The following is a 21,235-nucleotide window of genomic DNA, read 5'->3' on the forward strand; positions in this document are numbered from 1 at the left end:
TGAAAAATCACGGTGCTGTGAAAATATCCTTCATCGCATCTTCATAATAAAAAAGACGCTCGTTAAGGACATTTAATGCCTCTGCTTTGTATTTCGAATGAATTAACAGCGATAGATTATGCTCCGATGCACCATACGAAATCATTCGTATAGGTATGTTTTTCATCGCATCAAGGACTTTTAATGCAATTCCTTCTTTGTCGGCACTGAAATTCCCAACGACGCAAATAATATTCTGATCGCTATCATTTTCTTCCAGATCGGCAAATTCACGAAGTTCTGCCGTGATCGATTCCAGGTGTTCTGAATTATCAATCGTAACCGATACTGATACTTCCGAAGTGGTGATCATATCGACAGGCGTTTTGTATTTTTCGAAAATTTCAAAAACGCGTCTCAGGAAGCCATAAGCATTCAGCATACGGGTCGAATGAATGTATATCGCTGTAATATTATCTTTCGCTGCGATCGCTTTGATTTCTCTGTCAGAAGACTGGGTAGCGATCAGCGTTCCCGGAGCTTCCGGCTGCATTGTATTTTTCAGACGAACCGGTACACCACGAAGTTTCGCCGGGGTAATCGTGCTGGGATGAAGAATTTTTGCACCAAAATAAGCCAGTTCAGCTGCTTCTTCAAAAGTTAGCTCACGGATTGGGAATGTACGTTTTACGATACGAGGATCATTGTTATGCATTCCATCAATATCGGTCCAGATCTGGATTTCTTCTGCACGAATGGCACCACCAATTAACGATGCAGTATAGTCAGAACCTCCGCGTTTCAGGTTGTCAACCTCCTCACGTGGGTTTCTGCAAATAAATCCCTGGGTCACGATCGTTTGTTTATCCGGATGCTGTGCTAAAATCGCAGTAAGTTTTTCCTCGATTTTTTCAAGTTCTGGTTCGTTATCCGCGTCAATGCGCATAAATTCCAAAGCAGGAAGCAACACAGAATTATCCCCTACTTCTTCCAGATATCCCTGAAAAAGCTGCGTACTCAACAATTCCCCTTCTGCAACAATTTCCTTTTCCTGTTTCGAAGCAAAAGGTTTGATACCAACCAGCGAACGGATAAATCCAAATTCATTATCAATAATTTCCTGCCCCTTGGCAAGACCTGCTTCGGTAGCATACAACTCCTTGATAAAAGCATCGTAATGTGCTTTCAAATCATCGATCTGCTTCGAAGCTGACGCATCGTCATTTGCCTTGGCAGCTTCCCCTATCGCAATCAGCGCATTGGTTGAGCCCGACAAAGCGGATAATACAACAATTTTCCGACTTGGATCCGTTAAAAGAAGTTCACGGATTGAGTGCATACGTTCAGGTTTCCCAACCGAAGTGCCGCCAAATTTCCAGACTTGCATAATTATTAATTATTGAAATTTTTGATTTACTAAATTTTAAGAGTCAAGGGTTGTCATTTTTTGCGGCGGCCGCGCGGTCAGGAGTTGTCAAGGGTTGTACAGCTCGTAAACTAAACCTGACCATTTCCTGACTTCACTAGACCTCGCGGAGGCCGCGACAAATGACCACTTCCTGACTATACCTGACAAATACTACTTTCCAGCAATTTGATCTTTCAGCCCCACCATCTTGATGGCCGTCATCGCTGCTTCGTCACCTTTGTTCCCAAAAGCTCCACCAGCTCTGTCGATGGCCTGCTCCATATTATTTGGCGTTAGGACACCGAAAATCACAGGTTTGTTATTTTGGATGCTGATGTTTGTAATGCCTTGTGCGACTGCGTGATTAATATAATCGTTGTGTTTGGTTTCTCCCTGGATGACTACGCCTAAGGCGATCACAGCGTCGATATCTTCGCGTTGTGCAAACCAATGAGCACCCAGGGTTAATTCAAAACTGCCCGGAACGTTTCCTCTTTCGATATTGGATTCCGAGGCACCGTAAGTGATCAAAGTCTGATAGGCTCCTTCAAAAAGTTTTTCAGTGACCTCGCTGTTCCATTCTGCAACCACGATCGCAAATTTTTTATTACTGATATCAGGAAGTCCTGTCGTATTGAAAACGCTTAGATTTTTATCTGCACTTGACATATAAGTACTTGTTAATGTTCGATTATGAGTCAAAATATTTTATATAAAAAAAGGATAAAACCAGTGTCGGCTTTATCCTTTTTTGGAACAATAATGTATTACCATTTATTTGCCGACTTGTCCCTCTAACAATCCCATATATTTCTTAGCATTCACAACTTCCGATGAAAGTGGGAATTCTTCGATAATACGTTTATAGGAAGCAATGGCATCAGCAGCCTGGTTCGCCTTTTCCTGAGCGAGTGCAAGCTTCATTAAATAAACTGGTGTAAAAAACTCGTTTTTATCGTTGTCAGCTGCTTTCTTGTAATAGGTGATAGCCTCAGCAGCCTGATTTTTTTCAAGATATGCATCACCGATCAAAGATTGAGCACGCGCGTGAACCAACAGGTCAGAAGAACTGAAAGATTCGAGGTGACTGATTGCATCGTCGTATTTTCCTTGCTTCAGCAAAGCAACACCTGCGTAAAAGTTTGCAAGATTCGCAGCGTCTGTGCCTTTATAGCTATCCGCAATAGACAAAAGTCCTTCGTTTCCTCCGCTTCCGTTCAATGCTTTTGACAAAGAATCAGCCTCGAAATCATAAACCACAGAAGAAAGTGCATTTTGCGCCGTTCCTTCTTGTCCATCTATATAAAAACGATATCCCGCAAACGCTACTACTGCCACAAGGATTGCTCCTCCGATACCTGCCAGTACTTTGCGATTTTTAAGGAAAAAAACTTCAGCCTTATTGATCTGGCCTGCTAACGCTTCCGGAGTTTCAATAATTTCAAGCCCGGACTCGTCCGTAATTTTCTTGCTCATATCAATTAATTCGTATTTTGGAGTGCAAAGTTATGAAAACTTATTTAAGTCAAAACACTTCTCGCACAATTCTTTACAGTCAATGTAAATAGCTGTTCTTTATTACGTTAACTTTTCATTTGAATTTTCATTATTTCGCTGCAATTCCCACTTTGAAAATAAGTCAAATAAACTTTTTCAGACAAAAAGAAAACTGCGTAACGAATACATTATCAGTAACGTTACGCAGTTTAATTTCTTATAAATTACTATAAATTAGCTATACAATGGATACTGCGTCATCCAGTTGTTGATCTCCTGTTTCACAGCTGCAATTTTTGCATCCTGATCATGGTTAACCAAAACTGTATCGATCAGATCGACGATACGCTCCATATCTGTTTCAAGCAAGCCACGTGAAGTCATAGCGGCTGACCCTACACGCATACCCGACGTTACCATCGGAGACTTGTCATCGAAAGGAACCATATTTTTGTTGATCGTGATATCAGCCTTGATCAAGGTGTTTTCAGCCAACTTGCCTGTAAGACCAGAAGCAACGCCATTTTTAGTACGCAAGTCAATAAGCATCAAGTGATTATCTGTACCACCAGAAATGATCTGATATCCTTTTTCTACAAATGCTTTCGCCATGGCCTGGGCATTTTTCGCAACCTGAACAGCGTAATTATAATATCCTTCGCTAAGCGCCTCACCAAAAGCAACCGCTTTGGCAGCAATAATATGTTCTAACGGTCCGCCTTGTGTTCCAGGGAAAACACCTGAATCAAGCAAAGAAGACATCGTACGAAGTTGTCCTTTTTGTGTTGTGATACCAAAAGGGTTTTCAAAATCGTCACGCATCATGATGACACCACCGCGAGGTCCGCGTAATGTTTTATGGGTTGTTGTGGTAACAATATGGCAATGTCCCATTGGATCATTCAACAAACCTTTTGCGATAAGCGCAGCCGGGTGAGAAATATCCGCCAAAAGGATTGCACCGATCTGGTCAGCAATGTTACGAAGTCTTTCATAATCCCAGTCACGGCTATAGGCAGACGCACCGCAGATCAACAATTTCGGACGTTCTTTCAAAGCCGTTTCCTCCACTTTGTCCCAGTTGATAAGACCTGTCTCCGCTTCAACCCCGTAAAAAACCGGTTGGAAATATTTACCTGAAATGTTTACAGGAGATCCGTGAGAAAGGTGGCCGCCGTGTGCCAGGTTGAAACCCATGATTTTGTCACCAGGATTCAGACAGGCTACAAAAACCGCCATATTTGCCTGAGCACCTGAGTGAGGCTGAACATTTGCCCATGTTGCACCGAATAATTCTTTCAAACGGTCAATAGCAATTTGTTCAATTTCGTCAACTACTTCACAGCCACCGTAGTAACGCTTTCCCGGAAGACCTTCTGCATACTTATTGGTAAGCACACTTCCTGACGCTTCCATCACTTGCTTGGATGTAAAATTTTCGGAAGCAATCAGCTCGATACCTGATTCCTGACGATGTTTTTCTTTATTAATAAGGTCAAAAACTTGGGTATCACGTACGACGCTTGTGAGTGTAGACATGGTATTTCTCTTGAAATGATGTGATATTTTTCTAACAGGGTACAAAAATACAATAGATTATTTGGTAATGAAATTTTAACATACACTTTATCACGAAATAGTCTTTGAGCGTATGCGTGTACGAGCACCCTCAATCTAATTGTACAAAAGTTATTTTTAAATTATTTTAATAATATTCACTTTCTGTTGTAATTTTGCACGCAATATTTTTATCATAACTTTAAGCATCCCTAATCCGGTTCACTTAATTATGATTAAATTTATTCGAAAAATTTGTCAAATTTTCTTAACCGGCTATTCCAGTTCATTCTTACTAAACTCTTGATTAGAACTCACATTTAATTAAACCCATGGATCAACAATCTCTCAATCCCGAAACAATTTTGATGCAGGCAGCTGATACTGCTATTGTCTCAGGCGAAAGTGTCGGACAACCGATAACTTACGAAAAGATTCCAACCCAGATCTTTGCAGATTCGAAAGACGCTTCCAACGCGGTGGCTCAGGAAATAGCAGATCTTATCCGTCAGAAACAAAAAGAAGGCAAACCTTGTATTTTGGGATTGGCGACAGGTTCTTCTCCTAAAACTGTTTATGCAAAACTTGTTAAAATGCATAAGGAAGAAGGCCTCAGCTTTAAAAATGTGATTTCATTCAACCTGGATGAATATTACCAAATGGAGCCGGATTCTATTCATAGTTATCATCGGTTCATGAAAGAGCAGTTGTTTGATCATGTTGATATACCAACTGAAAATTATTTCCTGCCGGATGGTACAATCCCTGCGGCAATGGTTCACGATTATTGCGCTTCTTACGAAAATAAAATAAATGCTGTTGGCGGACTTGATTTTCAGCTTTTAGGTATTGGTGGAAATGGTCACATTGGTTTTAATGAACCGGGTTCGCTGATCAATGCACGTACAAGGTTGATCACACTTGACCATTCGACACGTGCTGCGGCTGCGATGGAATTTGGCGGATTGCATAAGGTGCCTCGCAAAGCGATTACTTTAGGTGTTGCTCCGATATTAAGCGCGCGCCGTATTGTTTTGCTGGCATGGGGTGAACGCAAAGCTTCGGTGATCAGAGGTGCTGTTGAAGGGCCGGTTACTGAACGTAATCCTGCATCTTATCTTCAGGCGCATCCAAACGTTGCTTTTATATTAGATGAAAGTGCTGCTTCTGAATTAACCCGTGTAAAATCACCCTGGGCCGTTGATTCGGTTGTTTGGGATAATAAAATGATCAAAAAGGCAGTGACCCATTTGTCGCAAAGCCTTAAAAAACCGATCCTGAAACTTACCGACAAGGATTATAATGACAATGGTATGAGCGATCTTCTGGCACAATATGGTGCTGGGTATGAAATCAATATCAACGTTTTTAATCAGTTACAACATACCATTACGGGATGGCCTGGTGGAAAAGCCAATGCCGACGATACGAACCGTCCGGAACGTGCACAGCCTGCAAAAAAACGCGTGCTTATTTTCAGCCCGCATCCCGATGACGATATCATTTCGATGGGTGGTACTTTCCAGCGTCTGGTGGATCAGGGACATGAAGTGCATGTGGCATACCAGACTTCCGGAAATATTGCCGTGGCGGATGATGAAGCACTTCGTTTCATTGATTTCGTTGTCGATTTCAATAAAGAATTTGGTATCAATAGTCCTGAAGCGACGAAGATATTTACAGATGCAAAAGAATTTTTGAAACATACAAAAGACAGCGAAATTGATACGCCAGAGATTCGCCACGTAAAAGGAACCTTACGTCGTGGTGAAGCAAAAGCAACTTGTCGTTTTGTGGGTATTCCAACCGAGAACGCGCATTTTCTTAACATGCCATTCTACGAAACTGGTACCGTTCAGAAAAACCCGATCGGCGAAGAGGATATTAAAATCATCGAAAACATTATTGAAGAGATCAAACCTCATCAAATTTATGCTGCCGGCGACTTTGCAGATCCGCATGGAACGCATAAAGTTTGCTGGGATGCTATTGAGGCAGCACTTGAACGTTCAAAACATAAAAATTTCATGAAGGATTGCTGGGTATGGTTATACCGTGGTGCATGGGCTGAGTGGGACATCTATGAAATCGAAATGGCCGTGCCGATGAGTCCCGACCAGGTTTTGAAAAAACGTCAGGGTATTTTCAAACATCAGTCACAAAAAGATGGTGTGGTATTTCAGGGGGATGATTCCCGTGAGTTCTGGCAACGTGCTGAGGAGCGTAATCAGGGAACGGCCAAATTGTATGATAATTTAGGTCTCGCAGAATATGAAGCCATGGAAGCTTTCGTTCGCTGGAAATTCTAATTGGTAAAATGACTTAAAATGAAAAGAGCTGTAAAAATTTTACAGCTCTTTTCATTTTTGTTAGTATTAAAAACTCGAATATATGTCCAGTTATAGTTGTGCGTAGTGAATTTCATACTAATGGTCATCAGTATGGTTTGAATCGGAAATAATTCCAAACACTCATTAGAGTTCCATATCGATCCACATGCGTTGAGCCATTTTCTCAACCATGTTCAGTATCCCCTGCACCGCTCCGAAAATAATGCAAAGAGGCAGGATAACCGGCAAAAAGATGAGCCACTGGAGCGCCATCGTGAAATTGAACTTCTTTAAAACAGGTGCTTTCATAGAATGGGGTTATTCAGGGTTAACTTTCGGAATCACAAATTAATTATTTTTTGTTTATGATCAACGCAAATTTTATTTAAAACGTTTTACCAATATTAAACATTTCAATAAAATATGTAATTATTTCGATTCATTTTACACATAAAGCAACGCCGCACACAGACCTACCTTTCAAAATACCGCCTCTTGTAGAAAAAAATTTGTTAATTTGTTCTAGTAAAGCAAAACCTACACAGTAAAAATATGGCGTCTTCCGACATCATTCAATTATTACCCGATTCCATAGCCAATCAGATCGCAGCCGGAGAAGTAGTTCAGCGGCCAGCATCGGTTGTGAAAGAACTTCTGGAAAATGCCATAGATGCAAAAGCTGGTAACATTCAGGTTATTTTACGAGAAGCCGGCAGAACATTAATACAAATTATTGATGACGGGATTGGTATGTCAGAGACTGACGCAAGAATGTCATTTGAACGGCATGCTACATCTAAAATTCGCCAGTCTGAGGATCTGTTTCGTATCCGCACGATGGGTTTCCGGGGTGAAGCTCTGGCTTCCATTGCCGCCATTGCGCAGGTTGAACTTCGTACCAGACAAGCAGATAATGAACTGGGCACACTGATCAGAATTGAAGGTTCGGAAATAAAAACACAGGAAGCCGTTGCCTGTATCCCTGGTACGAGCTTTTCAGTAAAAAATCTTTTCTACAACGTTCCTGCAAGGCGGAATTTCCTGAAATCAAATTCGGTAGAAATGCGCCATATCCTTGATGAGTTTCAAAGGATCGCGCTGGCACATCCGGAAGTCGGATTTACCTTACATCATAACGATACGGAAGTTTTTAACCTGGCCCCGGGCAAGCTGGTTCGCCGGATTATTGATATTTACGGTCGCGCTTACAGAGAGCAGCTTGCATTTTGCCAGGAAGATACCTCCTATATCAGTGTTCGGGGATATATCGGAAAACCGGAATTTGCAAGAAAAACGAGAGGTGAACAATTCTTTTTTGTAAACGACAGGTATATCAAGCATAATTATATGCACCATGCGGTAACCAGTGCTTTTGATGGCACAATTCCCGATGGCAGCCATCCTTTTTACGTTTTGTTTATAGAAATTGACCCGTCCCATATCGATATCAATATTCATCCGACAAAAACGGAAATCAAATTTGACGACGAGAGGTCGGTATATGCGATTATCATGGCCGCGGTGAAAAAAGCCGTTGGGGTTTATAATCTTTCACAATCTATTGATTTTGAGGATAATATTAACTTTCTGAACCCCTCACCTTCGGATCAGAATCATGATAATATTCCGCGTACCGTCATGCCCGACTGGGCAGCGCAATCCCGTCATGCTGAAAATGGTCCCTCCAAAACAAATCTTACAAACTGGAACAAACTATTTGAAGGTTTGCAGAATACAGATGACAGAAGCCGCGAGCTGGCCGCTTTTGAAATGAATTCAACGACGGTTTCCCGCCCGACTTCATACGAAGAACAGCCGATGACCATTGCGAGCAAAGTAAACCGCATGGCGTCGGAAGTTATTTCGGCACCGGAAAGTGACGCGGTACTTTTCCAATTGCATAACCGTTATATTCTCTCGCAAGTAAAAGACGGCATCATGCTGATCGATCAAAAAGCAGCGTATGAACGTATCTTGTATGAACGATATCGTAAAATGCTGACGAACCGGAATGGCGCATGTCAGCAGCTTTTATTTCCGAAAACAATTCGTCTGACGCATTCGGATATGCAACTGGTAAACGAGACAAAAAAAGAGATCAGAAGCCTGGGTTTTGAATTTGACGAATTTGGTAATAATGAATTAATTATCCGTGGAATTCCTGCGGATCTGCCGGAAGAAAGTGAACAGGATCTTTTTGAAGAGCTGGTTGAACAGTTAAAACAAAGTTATTCAGATTTGAAATTAAACAAACCGGAAAGCTTATCAAGATCGTTGGCGCGCAGGTTTTCTGTACGATATGCGGTAAAACTTTCGTTTCTGGAAATTCATACATTAATTGACCAGCTGTTTGCTTCAACTGATCCGAACAGGACGCCAAGTGGCGAGGCCATTATTGTTTTATTAACGATGGATAAGTTAAGCAGTATCTTTAAGGGATAAGGAAACGAAAATCAACCTGAAATAGTTATAGAATACAAACTTTTGATTTTGAATTAGAATGTTACAAATCACGCCGACTGTTAAGAATCTACTGATACTGAATGTTTTATTTTTCATCGTTGATGCATATATATTGCCTCTTTCCGCAAGGTTTGCGTTAATGCCTGTGTTGTCTCCTTCTTTCATGCCTTATCAGTTTGTCTCTTACATGTTTTTGCATGGCGGGTTTGGTCATTTGTTCAGTAATATGTTTGGTTTATTCATGTTCGGACCGTTACTGGAAAGGATGTGGGGACCTAAGCGTTTTTTAATATTTTACTTCGTGACAGGGATTGGAGCCGGCGTGCTTTTCTCCGCAATCGGCTATTATGAAAACACGCAACTCCTTAAAGCTGTGGAGGTTTATGTACAATATCCTACGCCGGACGGGCTTGTTGACTTCATGAGCCACCATGCAAAAGGATTTTATCAGGCTAATCTTGATTTTTTTAACGCTTTTGAAGAAAATCCTGGCAATCCTTCGTATATTGAAAATAGTATCAGCGCTGTAAAAAGCGTTTATCAGGCGAGTATCAATACCCCGATGGTTGGTGCATCAGGGGCAGTTTTCGGGATTTTGATGGCGTTTGGGTTATTGTTTCCAAACACTGAGTTGTTCATGCTTTTTATTCCGTTTCCGATTAAGGCAAAATATTTTGTCACGTTTTACGGTTTATATGAGTTGTATTCGGGTATACAAAATACACAATCCGACAATGTCGCCCATTTTGCGCACGTTGGAGGAATGCTATTTGCTTACATATTGTTGCGTTATTGGGGCACACAGAAACAAAATTTTTATTGAAAGAAGACGATGAGCAATATTGTTGACGACATAAAGAGAGAATTCGAAAAATCGGAAAATTCGCTCGTAAAAATTATTTTAATTAATACCGCCGTTTTTCTGGTATTGTTATTGGTAAAAATCGTCTTTACACTAAGTCAGTCATCCAATATATATTACTGGATCACGGATAATTTACAACTTCCAGCTTCTCCGTATGAGTTTCTGCGAAAGCCATGGACGCTGATAACCTATTTTTTCACGCATGAGGATATCTTTCATATCCTGTTTAATATGCTGTTTTTCTATTGGTTTGGAAAACTGATAGACGAGTATTTGGGTGCCAAACGTGTTGTTGCCCTATATTTTCTTGGCGGTATCGCCGGAGGAGCTGTTTACATGCTGATCTATAATCTGCTGCCGTTTTTTCAGGCACAGGTAGAAACTTCGATGATGATGGGTGCTTCCGCAGCTGCATTTTCTGTTGCCGTCGGTGCTTCAACCCTCTTACCGAATTATACCTTCAATCTGATTTTTTTAGGGCCGATACGGATCAAGTTCATTGCACTTTTTTACATCATTTTATCCCTTGCCCAAACGGTAGGCCCTAATGCAGGCGGTAATTTAGCGCATTTAGGTGGAGCACTTGTGGGGTATATTTTTATCAAATTGTTACAAAATGGTACTGACCTTGGCAAACCTATTTACGCCATTATGAACGGTTGGTCAGGACTTTTCAGAAGACGCCCTTCCATGCAGGTAACTTATCGCGAAAAACAGGTTTACAGAAGCACCAGCGTGTATTCTTCCTCCACTTCTGCATCAACGATAGAAATGCCGGATCAGAATGAAATTGACACAATTCTGGATAAAATTTCAAAATCCGGATATGAAAGTCTTACCAAGGAAGAAAAGCAAAAGCTGTTCAAAGCCAGCCAACAAAAATAAAAGTAATACGCATCATGTATTTGCTTAATTTTACGTGTCTTATTAGGTTAAGATCAATTACCAATATCTGATTTTCAATAGCTTTCTATATGCTTATAACACCAGGAAAACTACTTGCTAAGATTGATTCTCCCGAGGATTTAAGAAAGCTGGACCGTACGCAACTTCCACAAGTTTGTAATGAATTACGTCAGTTTATTATAGACAATGTTTCTGTATACGGAGGTCATTTTGGCGCCAGTTTAGGTGTTGTAGAGTTATCAGTAGCGCTTCATTATGTATTTAATACGCCGGACGACCAACTGGTTTGGGACGTGGGGCATCAGGCTTATGGCCATAAGATCTTAACCGGACGACGGGATAATTTTCATTCTAACCGCACTTATGGGGGTCTTTCTGGTTTTCCAAAAAGGAAGGAAAGTGTTTATGACGCATTTGGTGTAGGACATTCGTCTACCTCCATATCGTCAGCTCTTGGAATGGCTGTCGCTTCCGCACTTCAAAATCATCATGACAGACAACACATCGCTATAATCGGCGATGGTGCAATGACAGCCGGGATGGCGTTTGAAGGGTTAAATCATGCAGGGTCAACAGACTCAAATCTGTTGATTATCCTGAATGATAACTGCATGGCGATCGATCCGAACGTTGGTGCCTTGAAAGAATATTTAACGGACATTACGACTTCCAAGACGTATAACAAATTCAGAGATGAGGTTTGGAATATGCTTGGAAAAATGAGCAATTTCGGAAAAAGCGCGCAGGAAGTTGTATCGAAAGTAGAAACTGTCATGAAAACAGCAATACTTCGTCAGAGCAACCTTTTTGAATCTTTGGGTTTGCGTTACTTCGGTCCGATTGACGGAAATGATATTGGCCATTTGACAGAAGTTCTAAATGATCTTAAAAGTATTCCTGGTCCAAAAATCCTTCATTGTCTGACAGTGAAAGGAAAGGGCTACGGACCCGCTGAGAAAGATCAAACAAAATGGCATGCACCGGGTGTTTTTGATAAAATAACCGGGGAGATCAAGAAGAAAGTTTACGACGTTCCCCAGGCTCCAAAATACCAGGATGTCTTTGGAAATACCTTACTGGAATTAGCCGAAAGCAATCCGAAAATTGTTGGCGTAACGCCGGCCATGCCGTCAGGATCTTCTATGAATATCATGATGAAAGCAATGCCGGACAGAGCTTTCGATGTAGGTATCGCTGAACAGCATGCCGTTACTTTTTCGGCCGGAATGGCTACGCGTGGTGAAGTAGTTTATTGTAATATTTACTCCACGTTCATGCAGCGCGGATATGATCAGGTTGTTCATGATGTGTGCATGCAGGAACTTCCGGTAATCTTCTGCCTCGACAGAGCCGGTTTAGTAGGCGCTGACGGGCCGACGCACCATGGGGTTTATGATATTGCATTTATGCGATGCGTACCTAACATGATCGTTTCTTCTCCGATGAACGAACAAGAGCTGCGGAATCTGATGTACACTGCACAGCTTGATAAAATTCAGAAGGGAACAAAAGCATTCACGATCCGATATCCGCGTGGTAACGGCGTAATGCCGCAATGGCAAACGCCTTTTGAAGAAGTCCAGATAGGAAAAGGGAGAAAAATTAAGGACGGAGCAGATATTGCCATTTTAACATTAGGACCTGTTGGAAATTATGCTGTTGATGCCTGCGAAATGCTTGTTAAGGAAGGCATCAGTGCAGCGCATTATGACATGCGTTTTGTCAAACCTCTTGATGAAAGTATGCTTCATGAGATTTTCAGCAAGTTCGACAGGATTATCACAATAGAGGATGGTTGCCTTCAAGGTGGCTTCGGCAGTGCTGTGCTCGAATTTATGGTGGATCACGGATACAATTCGCGTGTAAAACGACTCGGTATTCCTGACGCATTGGTTGAACACGGCGAGCCGGATGAATTACACCGTGAGTGTGGTTTTGATAAGGAAGGGATTGTTGGAGTGGCTCGTGAACTTATGCATGCTTCTTTACCTATGGGCTTTTGATTTGCTTTTTAGCGCGTCAGCAGAATTCTTCGGATTTGATAAAATAATCGTTCAATAAGTCGTAAATCCTCGGTTACGATTTCTGCTGATGCTGCCATACCGGTTTTGTAAACCAGCGATTTGTTAAAATTTGTCTTAAGTCCATCAGGCAAAGATACTGTTGCGAGAAAATACGTGTTATCCTCAGACGGAACCTTTGCAATGGAAGCCACATTTCCCTCTACTGCTCCATATTCCTCAAACGGATATCCTTGAAATTTTACCAGTACGCGTTGACCAATATTTACCCTGCCCGAATTAATTTGCGGAATACGAATTTCTCCCAGATAATGACTTGTTCCGTTACCGATATACATCACTTCTACTCCTGCTTTAAGAGATTGTTTCTCCTGTAAGGTTGTAGAAAAGAATACGTTTCCCGCCTGTGGCGCAACAAGTAAATAGCGTGATTTCCATGATTCAATAGCGCTTCTAAGCGTATTGAGAGCCTGTCCAAAATTTTCAGTTTGTTCCTCAACAGTGCGATCCAGTTCCAACAAATCGTTTATTTTTGTATTCTTCTGATTGTCATTTGTAATACGCAATGTTTCTATATTTTTAGCAGGAAGCAGTTTAGCCAACGCTTTACTTTCCTCTCTGTAAATTTCAATATCTGGTATTACTTTCCCTGCATGAAGTTTTTTACTGATTTTATATTCCTGATCGGCCAGTTCTGAATCACGTGTATAAATACTTCGCTGTTCACTAAGTTGTTGATCCATTAATTCAGCCCGTTTGATATCGCTCATCAATAACTTTTTCTTTCGCTCATAAAACCGGTCAGCATACAACATTCTGACCTGGACATACACTTGTTGAAAATTCTGGTACGGCGTCTGGACTTCTCCTAGATGTTCGAAGCTGGTTAGTTTGATGGTGCCGAGTTGTGAAAAATCATGCTTTTCTATGACATTCCTTATTTTATTTAATTCTTTTTCCAGATCAAGTATTTCCTGATGTCTGGAAGTACTTTCCACATAAGCTAGTATCTCCCCAGCTTTCACCCTTTGATTTTCCTTTACAAATAATGTCTCTATGCGTCCATCTGATTTAAGAACTACCGGTTTTGGTAGATTATTCGAGATAAGACGAAAATCTGCACGAACAATAGTTGGATAATGAATTAGCCAGCTAACAGCAAAGGCCACCATTAAAACAAAACATAATGACAATGTCCCCCATCGGATAAGCCATTTGGGAGGCTGATCCATAAAATCACGGACAGCTTCGCTTCTAAGGTCTATATCATCCTGAATCTCTTCCACTAGCTACCTAATTCTAATTGATTTTTCACTAAAGAATAATAATATCCTTTCCTTTGTACCAGTGCGACATGAGTACCTTTTTCAATAATACTTCCTTTATCTAATACAATAATCTGATCTGCGTTTTTGACAGTGCTTAGACGATGCGCAACAACAACCACCGTTTTTCCTTTAAAAAACGCTTCAAGATTGCGCATAATCACGGCTTCATTATTGGCATCCAATGCACTGGTAGCTTCGTCAAAGAAAATATATTCCGGATCTTTATAAACAGCCCTTGCAATAAGAATTCGCTGTTTTTGTCCACCGCTGATACCCATTCCACTGGATCCTATCCTGGTATTATATCCGTTTGGAAGTTCCTCCACAAAATCTCCAATGTTCGCAACATGTACAGAATGCGCTAGTTTTTTCCGATTTACACCTCCATTTTCATCCGATTCGCTAATATTACGGGCCACTGAATCAGCGAATATGTATCCTTCCTGCATCACCACACCACACTGCTTCCGCCAGAAATTATAACTCAAATTCTTAAGATTTCCATTTCCTATTTCTATTTTACCGTCTGTGAGATCATGATATTTCAAAAGCAATTTAAGCAAGGTAGTCTTACCACTTCCGCTGGCACCAACAATAGCGGTAACCTTTCCCTGGGGAATTTGAAAATTGATATTATTAAGTACCAAAGCAGATGTGCTGCTTCCATAACGAAAATTCAAACCGGATACTTTTATTGTTTTATCCTCGGGTAATTCACTTATAAGCAGTTCGTCAACATTTTCTTCATTGGTTTTATTATGAATCTCTGCCAAACGTTCCAGACTTAATTTAGCATCCTGATAACTACGGATAAAAGCGATGAAGTTATTAACAGGCACATTCATCTGTCCGATAATGTATTGTACAGAAAGCATTGCACCCAAAGTTAATTCTCCGTTGATGACTGATCTCGCAGCGATATAGCTGATCAGAATATTTTTAACCTCATTGATAAACCTTCCTCCTTCATTTTGGGATTGGGACAATGACAGACTTGCCATGTTCAATTTGAACAAACGTGCCTGAATAGCTTCCCACTCCCAGCGTCTTCGTTTTTCAGATCCATTCAGTTTTATCTCCTGCATGCCATTGATAAGCTGAATCGTACTACTCTGGTTTCCTGAGGACTGGTCAAAATATTGATAGTCAATTTTGGCTCGTTTCTTCATAAATAACAGAACCCAGGCCATATACAATGCCGAACCAATGATAAATACGAGGAAGAGTTGAGGATTGAAATAATAAAGTATTGCGCCAAAAATAGTAAGGGTGACCGTCGAAAAAAGAACATCCAAAGTAGTGGCAGATAAAAATGCCTGTACCCGGTTATGATCCTGAATTCTCTGCATTATGTCGCCAGTTGACTTTGATTCAAAAAATGAAATCGGAAGATTCATCAGTTTCATCAGAAAATCAGACAGCATCCGCAGGTTTATCCGGCTTGTTACATGCAATAATATCCAGTTTCGGATCACACTTAGGCCCGACTGCGATATAAACAAAACCAATTGCGCTACCAGGACAAGTGTTACAAAATTTAGATTCCGGGTATTTATACCTGTGTCGACAATCTCCTGCGTAAGAAAAGGTAATCCCAACTGAAGTAAACTAGCCAGAAAAAGACCTAAAAATAATTGCCAGATGTGTCGCTGGTATGGCCTGAAATACGGCGCTAAAAATCCCTTAACTGATTTTGAAGAAATCTGATTATCCTCCTGTGAAAAAAATGCAGGTGTAGTTTCAAACAGTAAAAGAATTCCTTCCGAATCCTCATTTGCATTTTTTTCAGGAATCCATCCTTTCAAAAAATCCTGTCGGGAATACGTAATAAGTCCATGCCCCGGATCGGCAACAACAACCTTGGTGGCTGTTGCTTCGTAAACCACAACATAATGCCGCTGCCGCCAGTGTGCAATACAGGGTAATGGAATTTGCTCGGCAAGTGTTTTATAATCTGAACTTAATACCAAGGTACCGAATCCAATATTTTCAGCAGCATCGACCAATCCTCCCATCGTAGCGCCATCTCCTCTCAAACTTGTAAGCTCTCTCAGATAAGCACCATCGAAAGATTTTCCATAAAACTTGCTAATCATTCGTATGCAGGTTGGGCCACAGTCCATTCTGTCATATTGTCTGTAAAAAGGATATTTTCTACTCAAAGTATTGTCATTTAACTTCAATCATTTTCCGTAGCTCTTCCATGGTCCCAAACTCCTCTTGTCCCTGCAAAGGCCAGGAGGTGTAAATTCTGTCTATGGTTAGGTTTTTTGAAGTGATCAGATCGTACACTGCTTTTCCTCTCTGGCCCGCTGATGAAACCCTTCCACCCGATCGGAAATTTAGTAAATCACCAGTCCACAAAATTTTGCTGTCTGGAAAATAATAAACCAAATGCTCATTGGTATGCTCCGTACTTTTACCAATTTCATAGGCAATAACTTTACCCATAAACTTTTTCTCTCCATTTAAGGGTACGAAGTCGAACCGGAATTTCTGAGTATTGTCGATAAGGACATTGCTCATTGTGTGGGACTTTTTCATATTAGCCTCAAAATACGCCTGATTCCCGGCAGTGGTAACAACAGTTAGGGGCAGAGCAGCATAAGCCCTGAGACCTCCAGCGTGATCAGGATGATGGTGCGTCACAAACAAATACTTTAGAGGTTTATCAGGAAATCTCTTTTTCAATTGCGCGATAATATTTTCATTAAGCTCAATCCCGGAAGGAGTCTCAAACAAAGCAATATTATCGGGAAATTCTGCCACAAGCATCTTATTGTTTTGTGACACTATTTTTATAAGACTGATATTAACAGCAACCTTTTCAAAAACCAGGCTGTCTCTTGTCTCTATACGTTCAGCCATCTTTCTTTTGAAATACTCGGGGACCAGAGTCATTTTCAAGTCAGCAGTATCCGGTTTTATATAGGAACGAAAAGTCTCATAAGTAACTTCTCTTTCCGCTTTGCCATATTCAAAATCAATGCGGGAAGCTGGCATTTTAATACCATTTTGATCAGTATAGCCTTTATATTCAGTTGCGAACACCACATCTCCATACGAATCGTCATAGCCTAAATATTCAGTTCTATCTAAAAGTTTAGTTTTTTTATTGATGAATAAGGTAACTGGTTTTGAACCAAACGAAATCCATGCATATGCCTTATCTTCTCCCAAGTAACGCAGCGAAATTCTTGACAACCAAGCTAGTTGAAGCAGCTTGGCCGGAACCTTTCGGGCAAGTTCAAATGCAAAGTCAGTGTTTTTGTCTTTCAACAATTTGTTTTGGTAAAATCCCTTTTTGTAAACGGAATCCTGCTTGCTGACAGCCAAGTCAACAAATGTATACCCGTTGTTTACTATCGTACTGCGCATGTAGCCGGATTGTTCTTTTTCAAAAAATACATCCGTTTCCTCATAAGGAATGTCTTTTGTTTTCCCTGGCACTTCATAATGTCCAAGATTATGTATGACGCCCTTGGAGCTTATGAACAGGCTGTCAGGAATATGTGTACTGGTAGTGCTTATTGATTTTTCTAATATTTGTAATGCCCTTTCATAATTAGCCGTAGTTTGGGCTGAAGGAATAAAGGGTATGAAAAAAATGATGAGTGTGTATATTTTGATTTTCATGTATTAAGAGATTTAATTCCCGTTCACATATTTTTTGACAATAGATTTGATTCCCTAAAACGATCATATTGAAAAGTATAAGGCTGGTTGCTGTAATCAAAACCTTGTATTTCTTTCTTATACCTGGCCAAAATTTCCTGAAAACCTTCATTGAATTGGCGATGAAAATCAAGGCCCGCATCCGTAAGTATCTCTGGATTGTTCATGAGTTTAAGGTCCAAATAAAACTTACTTAAATAGAAGCCAATTCTACCTAATGCCTCAAAACGCAAGTTTTCATCAGTAAAATATTGGCTTTGAAGCACTTCGTCTAACGCGTGTAATATGCATGTATAGGTAAACAGGCCATGAAACGCTCCGTACGCTCCTCTCATTTCACCCGGATTAGTTGCATAATTTTTTAGCGGATGATCTTTTGGGACTTTCAGATATTTAGCGGTATCCAGCGTAAGTACATTAAAGATAATATGACCACATTGGTGTGCAATGTCATCAATAAAAAAAACAGGGGTTTGGATTTTGTTCTCTGTATTAAAATATGCCGTACCGTGATGCATTATTCCCGCAAAAGAATTGTGATTGGGGCTGCTGAAAACTACAAATTCTCTTGTAACGGATGTTATCAAACTCCAAAAATCGGGTAGTTGTTTCTGCAAGAAAGTTGTTGCTACGGATAAAGCATCTTCATTTTTATAGAGGGTGTCTTCCACAGGTTCATGAAAACTTACATCCTTGGCATAAGCCAATAAATCAGTAGGATGCAAGCACAAACGAATTTTACTGTTTTTAACAAACTGATCAGGTATCAGTCCAGTCAGTGTAATTAAATCTACCGGAACGATATTATATGGCTCAGTACGGATATATCCCAGATTTGGCAAGTTAACCATTCCGAACCGATCAGCAGTAAGAGAAATCATGGCTAGCCTTTTTTCAGCAGGAATATAACCAACCACAGACTGAAGCAAGGGAATTTTATTCGTTTTGCTAATATCCGATAGGAAATAGCAAAATAATGAAGGCTCTAGAAATGTAAAATCATCTTCGTAATCAACTAAGCCAAAAAGATTTGGCTCTTCTTCATAAAATGCCATGCGAATGATATCTGATAGAGAAGAGCTTTTGTCTTTACTATCCTTTAATCCATAATCATGAAAAACACTTTTCATTATAATGTCTAGTTAATTCTTAATTTGATTATAAAAAAATATGAGTCATATTATAAATTGAATGAAGTACAATAGAATAAATAATTCCATATTTTAATCGTACATAACTAAAAAATAAACCACAAATAAATTGAGGTAATACTAAAATTGGCACTAATAATATGGTTTTAAATGTAAGTTGATAATTATATAAATGTAAAAGTCCAAAAGAAGTGAGAGATAACAATAAAATATATTTGGAATGAACGGACCAGATTTTGGTAAGTTGATAATTTAGATTTAGATAATTCTGAAATAATCTCCTGATTATAAATATCACTAAAATGCCGCCCGCTAAACATAATAAGAACTCAATACACGCCCAAGGTCGAGTCCCTATTATCACCCTTTTTTCAAAAATAATATAAAGACATCCACACATTATTGAAAAGTTCATGGCTGAAAAACTGAGGCATAATCGAAATCCCATTTCTTCAATAACCGGAGCTAGAATTACTGATACATAAATTAAATAATTTCTACTTTGCAATCTAGCTTCCTCATACATATAGTTATTTGGAACTCCTCCACAAAAATGCGAATATATCGATGTTAAGAAAATTGCAGCTGCTGAAAAAAATAACAAAAGAATTAAGGAAATTGCAGATCCTTTTATTGCCTCTTTCAAACTTTTGGTATCTTGATCAATTTCACCTACTCTTAGCAACAAAAAAACATCTTGCAATATAAATTTCATCGATTACTGTTAATTATTTATAAATAATTTACTTTTAACGACGCATTAAACGGGCATCTAGCTTTGGAATGATACATAAGAAATCTTACAATAACATCAAAACTTATTGATTACCCAGACCTAATTCGCGATTCAAGTATCAATCTTCTGAATAATAAGATAATACTAGTCAACGACATTCAAAATCTACTAAAATATTGTTATGGGGGAACAAGTCCCCCATAACAATATTTTAGTAGGTCCCGGTACCTCCGGTACCAGACCAAACTTCTCTAAACGCTGTATTTACTGCGGACCAAAAATGACAATCAGCTAATCTTCCACCCTTGATCGAATTTAAATTTTCCTTAACCAGTTCAACTTTTTGAGTTTTTAACTGTTCCAATGATAATCTCTCCATGATACAATGTTATATTATAAGAAGCCAATCTCCCCACCTTCTGGCCAGATATTGTTTCGGATTGTACTACAAAACTGCAAAACGATATTTAATTCAACTATTACCTTAATAATAATCAATGAGGATATGCGAAATTATTACTTAGGTAATAGTTCTGAGTTATTACAAATACATAAATATCTAATTATCAAGTATATACCTAATAATAACTTCAACCGGATTTATGAAAGTATCTTGCGAACCTCTTCATTATCACTATCTTTACGACACAACGATATTAAAAGCTTCAATTTTGAAATAGGAATTTATTGCAAAGCGATTTGTAGAAATGATATTCAGTAATCAAAATTGTTGTAGAATGACAGCCGAGGAAGCATTACAAACCTATTACAAAGAGGGCAAAATCTCCCAACCGGAAATAGCACACATGCTAGAAGTGAGCCAAACCAGCGTCCACAACTGGATCAGCGGAAAAAAAAAAATTCCAATCGAATTTTATGATCGTATTGTGAAGCTTTGCAATATTGATCTAATTGAAATTCTACCAGATGGGTGGAGAATTTTACTGGATAGAGAAAAATAGCAATAGCAGCTGGCTATAAGCTGGTTATGTGAATACAAAAAAGACCATCTCGAAAGAATGGTCTTTTTTGTACGCCGATTAGGCCGAGCATTCGGATGCAGTACCCACAAACCAAAAAAATCCCATCTCTTATGAAGATGGGATTAGTTATAATAGTATTGTGGCGGCTAGACAGCGTGTCCCGCACTAGGCGTACCCCCTTAACTTCTCTGTTCCGGGGTGCTTAGCCAGCCGCGCTTAACTTCTCTGTTCCGGGGCGCGTAGCCGGGCCGGGATGGCGTACCATCGGGGCCCGCAGCCTGGGAAGAGGTGAAAACAAAAAAAATCCCATCTCTTGTGAAGATGGAATTTTTTTGA

General features: G+C 39.9%; 17 protein-coding genes. 6 read left to right on the forward strand and 11 right to left on the reverse strand.

The window, feature by feature from the left end; translation table 11 throughout:
• Positions 1-7: 7 nt before the first annotated feature.
• From AC1XUO_RS19790 to glyA, 4 genes are all read right to left on the reverse strand, one after another.
• Positions 8-1,366: an aspartate kinase gene (locus tag AC1XUO_RS19790; protein ID WP_483331502.1), complete on the reverse strand. Its 1,359-nt coding sequence runs from the start codon at positions 1,364-1,366 to the stop codon at positions 8-10.
• A gap of 192 nt (positions 1,367-1,558) precedes the next feature.
• Entirely contained in the window at positions 1,559-2,056 is a 498-nt protein-coding gene (ribH, locus tag AC1XUO_RS19795; protein WP_483331503.1) for a 6,7-dimethyl-8-ribityllumazine synthase, read from the reverse strand.
• 105 nt (positions 2,057-2,161) lie between these two features.
• On the reverse strand, positions 2,162-2,863 hold the full coding sequence (locus tag AC1XUO_RS19800) for a tetratricopeptide repeat protein (protein ID WP_483331504.1): 702 nt from the start codon (positions 2,861-2,863) through the stop codon (positions 2,162-2,164).
• A gap of 255 nt (positions 2,864-3,118) precedes the next feature.
• On the reverse strand, positions 3,119-4,423 hold the full coding sequence (gene glyA / locus AC1XUO_RS19805) for a serine hydroxymethyltransferase (RefSeq protein WP_483331505.1): 1,305 nt from the start codon (positions 4,421-4,423) through the stop codon (positions 3,119-3,121).
• A 386-nt stretch (positions 4,424-4,809) separates the two neighbouring features.
• Between glyA and nagB the strand changes: the two genes are divergently transcribed.
• Positions 4,810-6,750: a glucosamine-6-phosphate deaminase gene (gene nagB, locus AC1XUO_RS19810; RefSeq protein ID WP_483331526.1), complete on the forward strand. Its 1,941-nt coding sequence runs from the start codon at positions 4,810-4,812 to the stop codon at positions 6,748-6,750.
• A 165-nt stretch (positions 6,751-6,915) separates the two neighbouring features.
• Here nagB and AC1XUO_RS19815 read toward each other — a convergent pair whose 3' ends face one another.
• The gene (locus AC1XUO_RS19815; protein ID WP_235152009.1) at positions 6,916-7,080 is read right to left on the reverse strand and encodes a hypothetical protein; all 165 of its coding nucleotides are present in this window, start codon (positions 7,078-7,080) and stop codon (positions 6,916-6,918) included.
• A gap of 243 nt (positions 7,081-7,323) precedes the next feature.
• Between AC1XUO_RS19815 and mutL the strand changes: the two genes are divergently transcribed.
• From mutL to dxs, 4 genes are all read left to right on the forward strand, one after another.
• Positions 7,324-9,213 (forward strand): DNA mismatch repair endonuclease MutL, encoded by a 1,890-nt coding sequence (gene mutL / locus AC1XUO_RS19820; RefSeq protein ID WP_483331506.1) that lies wholly within the window; start codon positions 7,324-7,326, stop codon positions 9,211-9,213.
• 58 nt (positions 9,214-9,271) lie between these two features.
• The gene (locus tag AC1XUO_RS19825) at positions 9,272-10,057 is read left to right on the forward strand and encodes a rhomboid family intramembrane serine protease (RefSeq protein WP_483331507.1); all 786 of its coding nucleotides are present in this window, start codon (positions 9,272-9,274) and stop codon (positions 10,055-10,057) included.
• A gap of 9 nt (positions 10,058-10,066) precedes the next feature.
• Positions 10,067-10,984 carry a rhomboid family intramembrane serine protease gene (locus tag AC1XUO_RS19830; RefSeq protein WP_483331508.1) on the forward strand — a complete coding sequence of 306 codons (918 nt, stop codon included), beginning with the start codon at positions 10,067-10,069 and terminating at the stop codon, positions 10,982-10,984.
• 89 nt (positions 10,985-11,073) lie between these two features.
• A complete protein-coding gene (dxs, locus tag AC1XUO_RS19835) occupies positions 11,074-13,008 on the forward strand; it encodes a 1-deoxy-D-xylulose-5-phosphate synthase (RefSeq protein ID WP_483331509.1) in 1,935 nt (644 codons plus the stop codon).
• 8 nt (positions 13,009-13,016) lie between these two features.
• Here dxs and AC1XUO_RS19840 read toward each other — a convergent pair whose 3' ends face one another.
• From AC1XUO_RS19840 to AC1XUO_RS19865, 6 genes are all read right to left on the reverse strand, one after another.
• The gene (locus AC1XUO_RS19840; RefSeq protein ID WP_483331510.1) at positions 13,017-14,312 is read right to left on the reverse strand and encodes an HlyD family secretion protein; all 1,296 of its coding nucleotides are present in this window, start codon (positions 14,310-14,312) and stop codon (positions 13,017-13,019) included.
• Positions 14,312-16,537: a peptidase domain-containing ABC transporter gene (locus tag AC1XUO_RS19845; protein WP_483331511.1), complete on the reverse strand. Its 2,226-nt coding sequence runs from the start codon at positions 16,535-16,537 to the stop codon at positions 14,312-14,314. Before AC1XUO_RS19845 ends, AC1XUO_RS19840 begins: the two co-directional genes overlap by 1 nt.
• Entirely contained in the window at positions 16,524-17,990 is a 1,467-nt protein-coding gene (locus tag AC1XUO_RS19850; RefSeq protein ID WP_483331512.1) for an MBL fold metallo-hydrolase, read from the reverse strand. The genes AC1XUO_RS19845 and AC1XUO_RS19850 overlap by 14 nt, the downstream gene beginning before the upstream one ends.
• Positions 17,991-18,013: 23 nt before the next feature.
• Entirely contained in the window at positions 18,014-19,159 is a 1,146-nt protein-coding gene (locus AC1XUO_RS19855; RefSeq protein ID WP_483331513.1) for a hypothetical protein, read from the reverse strand.
• A 28-nt stretch (positions 19,160-19,187) separates the two neighbouring features.
• Positions 19,188-19,895 (reverse strand): CPBP family glutamic-type intramembrane protease, encoded by a 708-nt coding sequence (locus tag AC1XUO_RS19860; protein WP_483331514.1) that lies wholly within the window; start codon positions 19,893-19,895, stop codon positions 19,188-19,190.
• Between the two features lie 232 nt (positions 19,896-20,127).
• Positions 20,128-20,295, reverse strand: a complete 168-nt coding sequence (locus tag AC1XUO_RS19865) for a hypothetical protein (protein ID WP_483331515.1) — start codon at positions 20,293-20,295, stop codon at positions 20,128-20,130.
• A gap of 358 nt (positions 20,296-20,653) precedes the next feature.
• On the opposite strand from AC1XUO_RS19865, the gene AC1XUO_RS19870 reads away from it, so the two are divergent.
• Entirely contained in the window at positions 20,654-20,878 is a 225-nt protein-coding gene (locus tag AC1XUO_RS19870; protein WP_483331516.1) for a helix-turn-helix domain-containing protein, read from the forward strand.
• Positions 20,879-21,235: the final 357 nt, after the last annotated feature.

The sequence above is a fragment of the Dyadobacter sp. HNCC25DJ186 genome, from assembly GCF_056895235.1.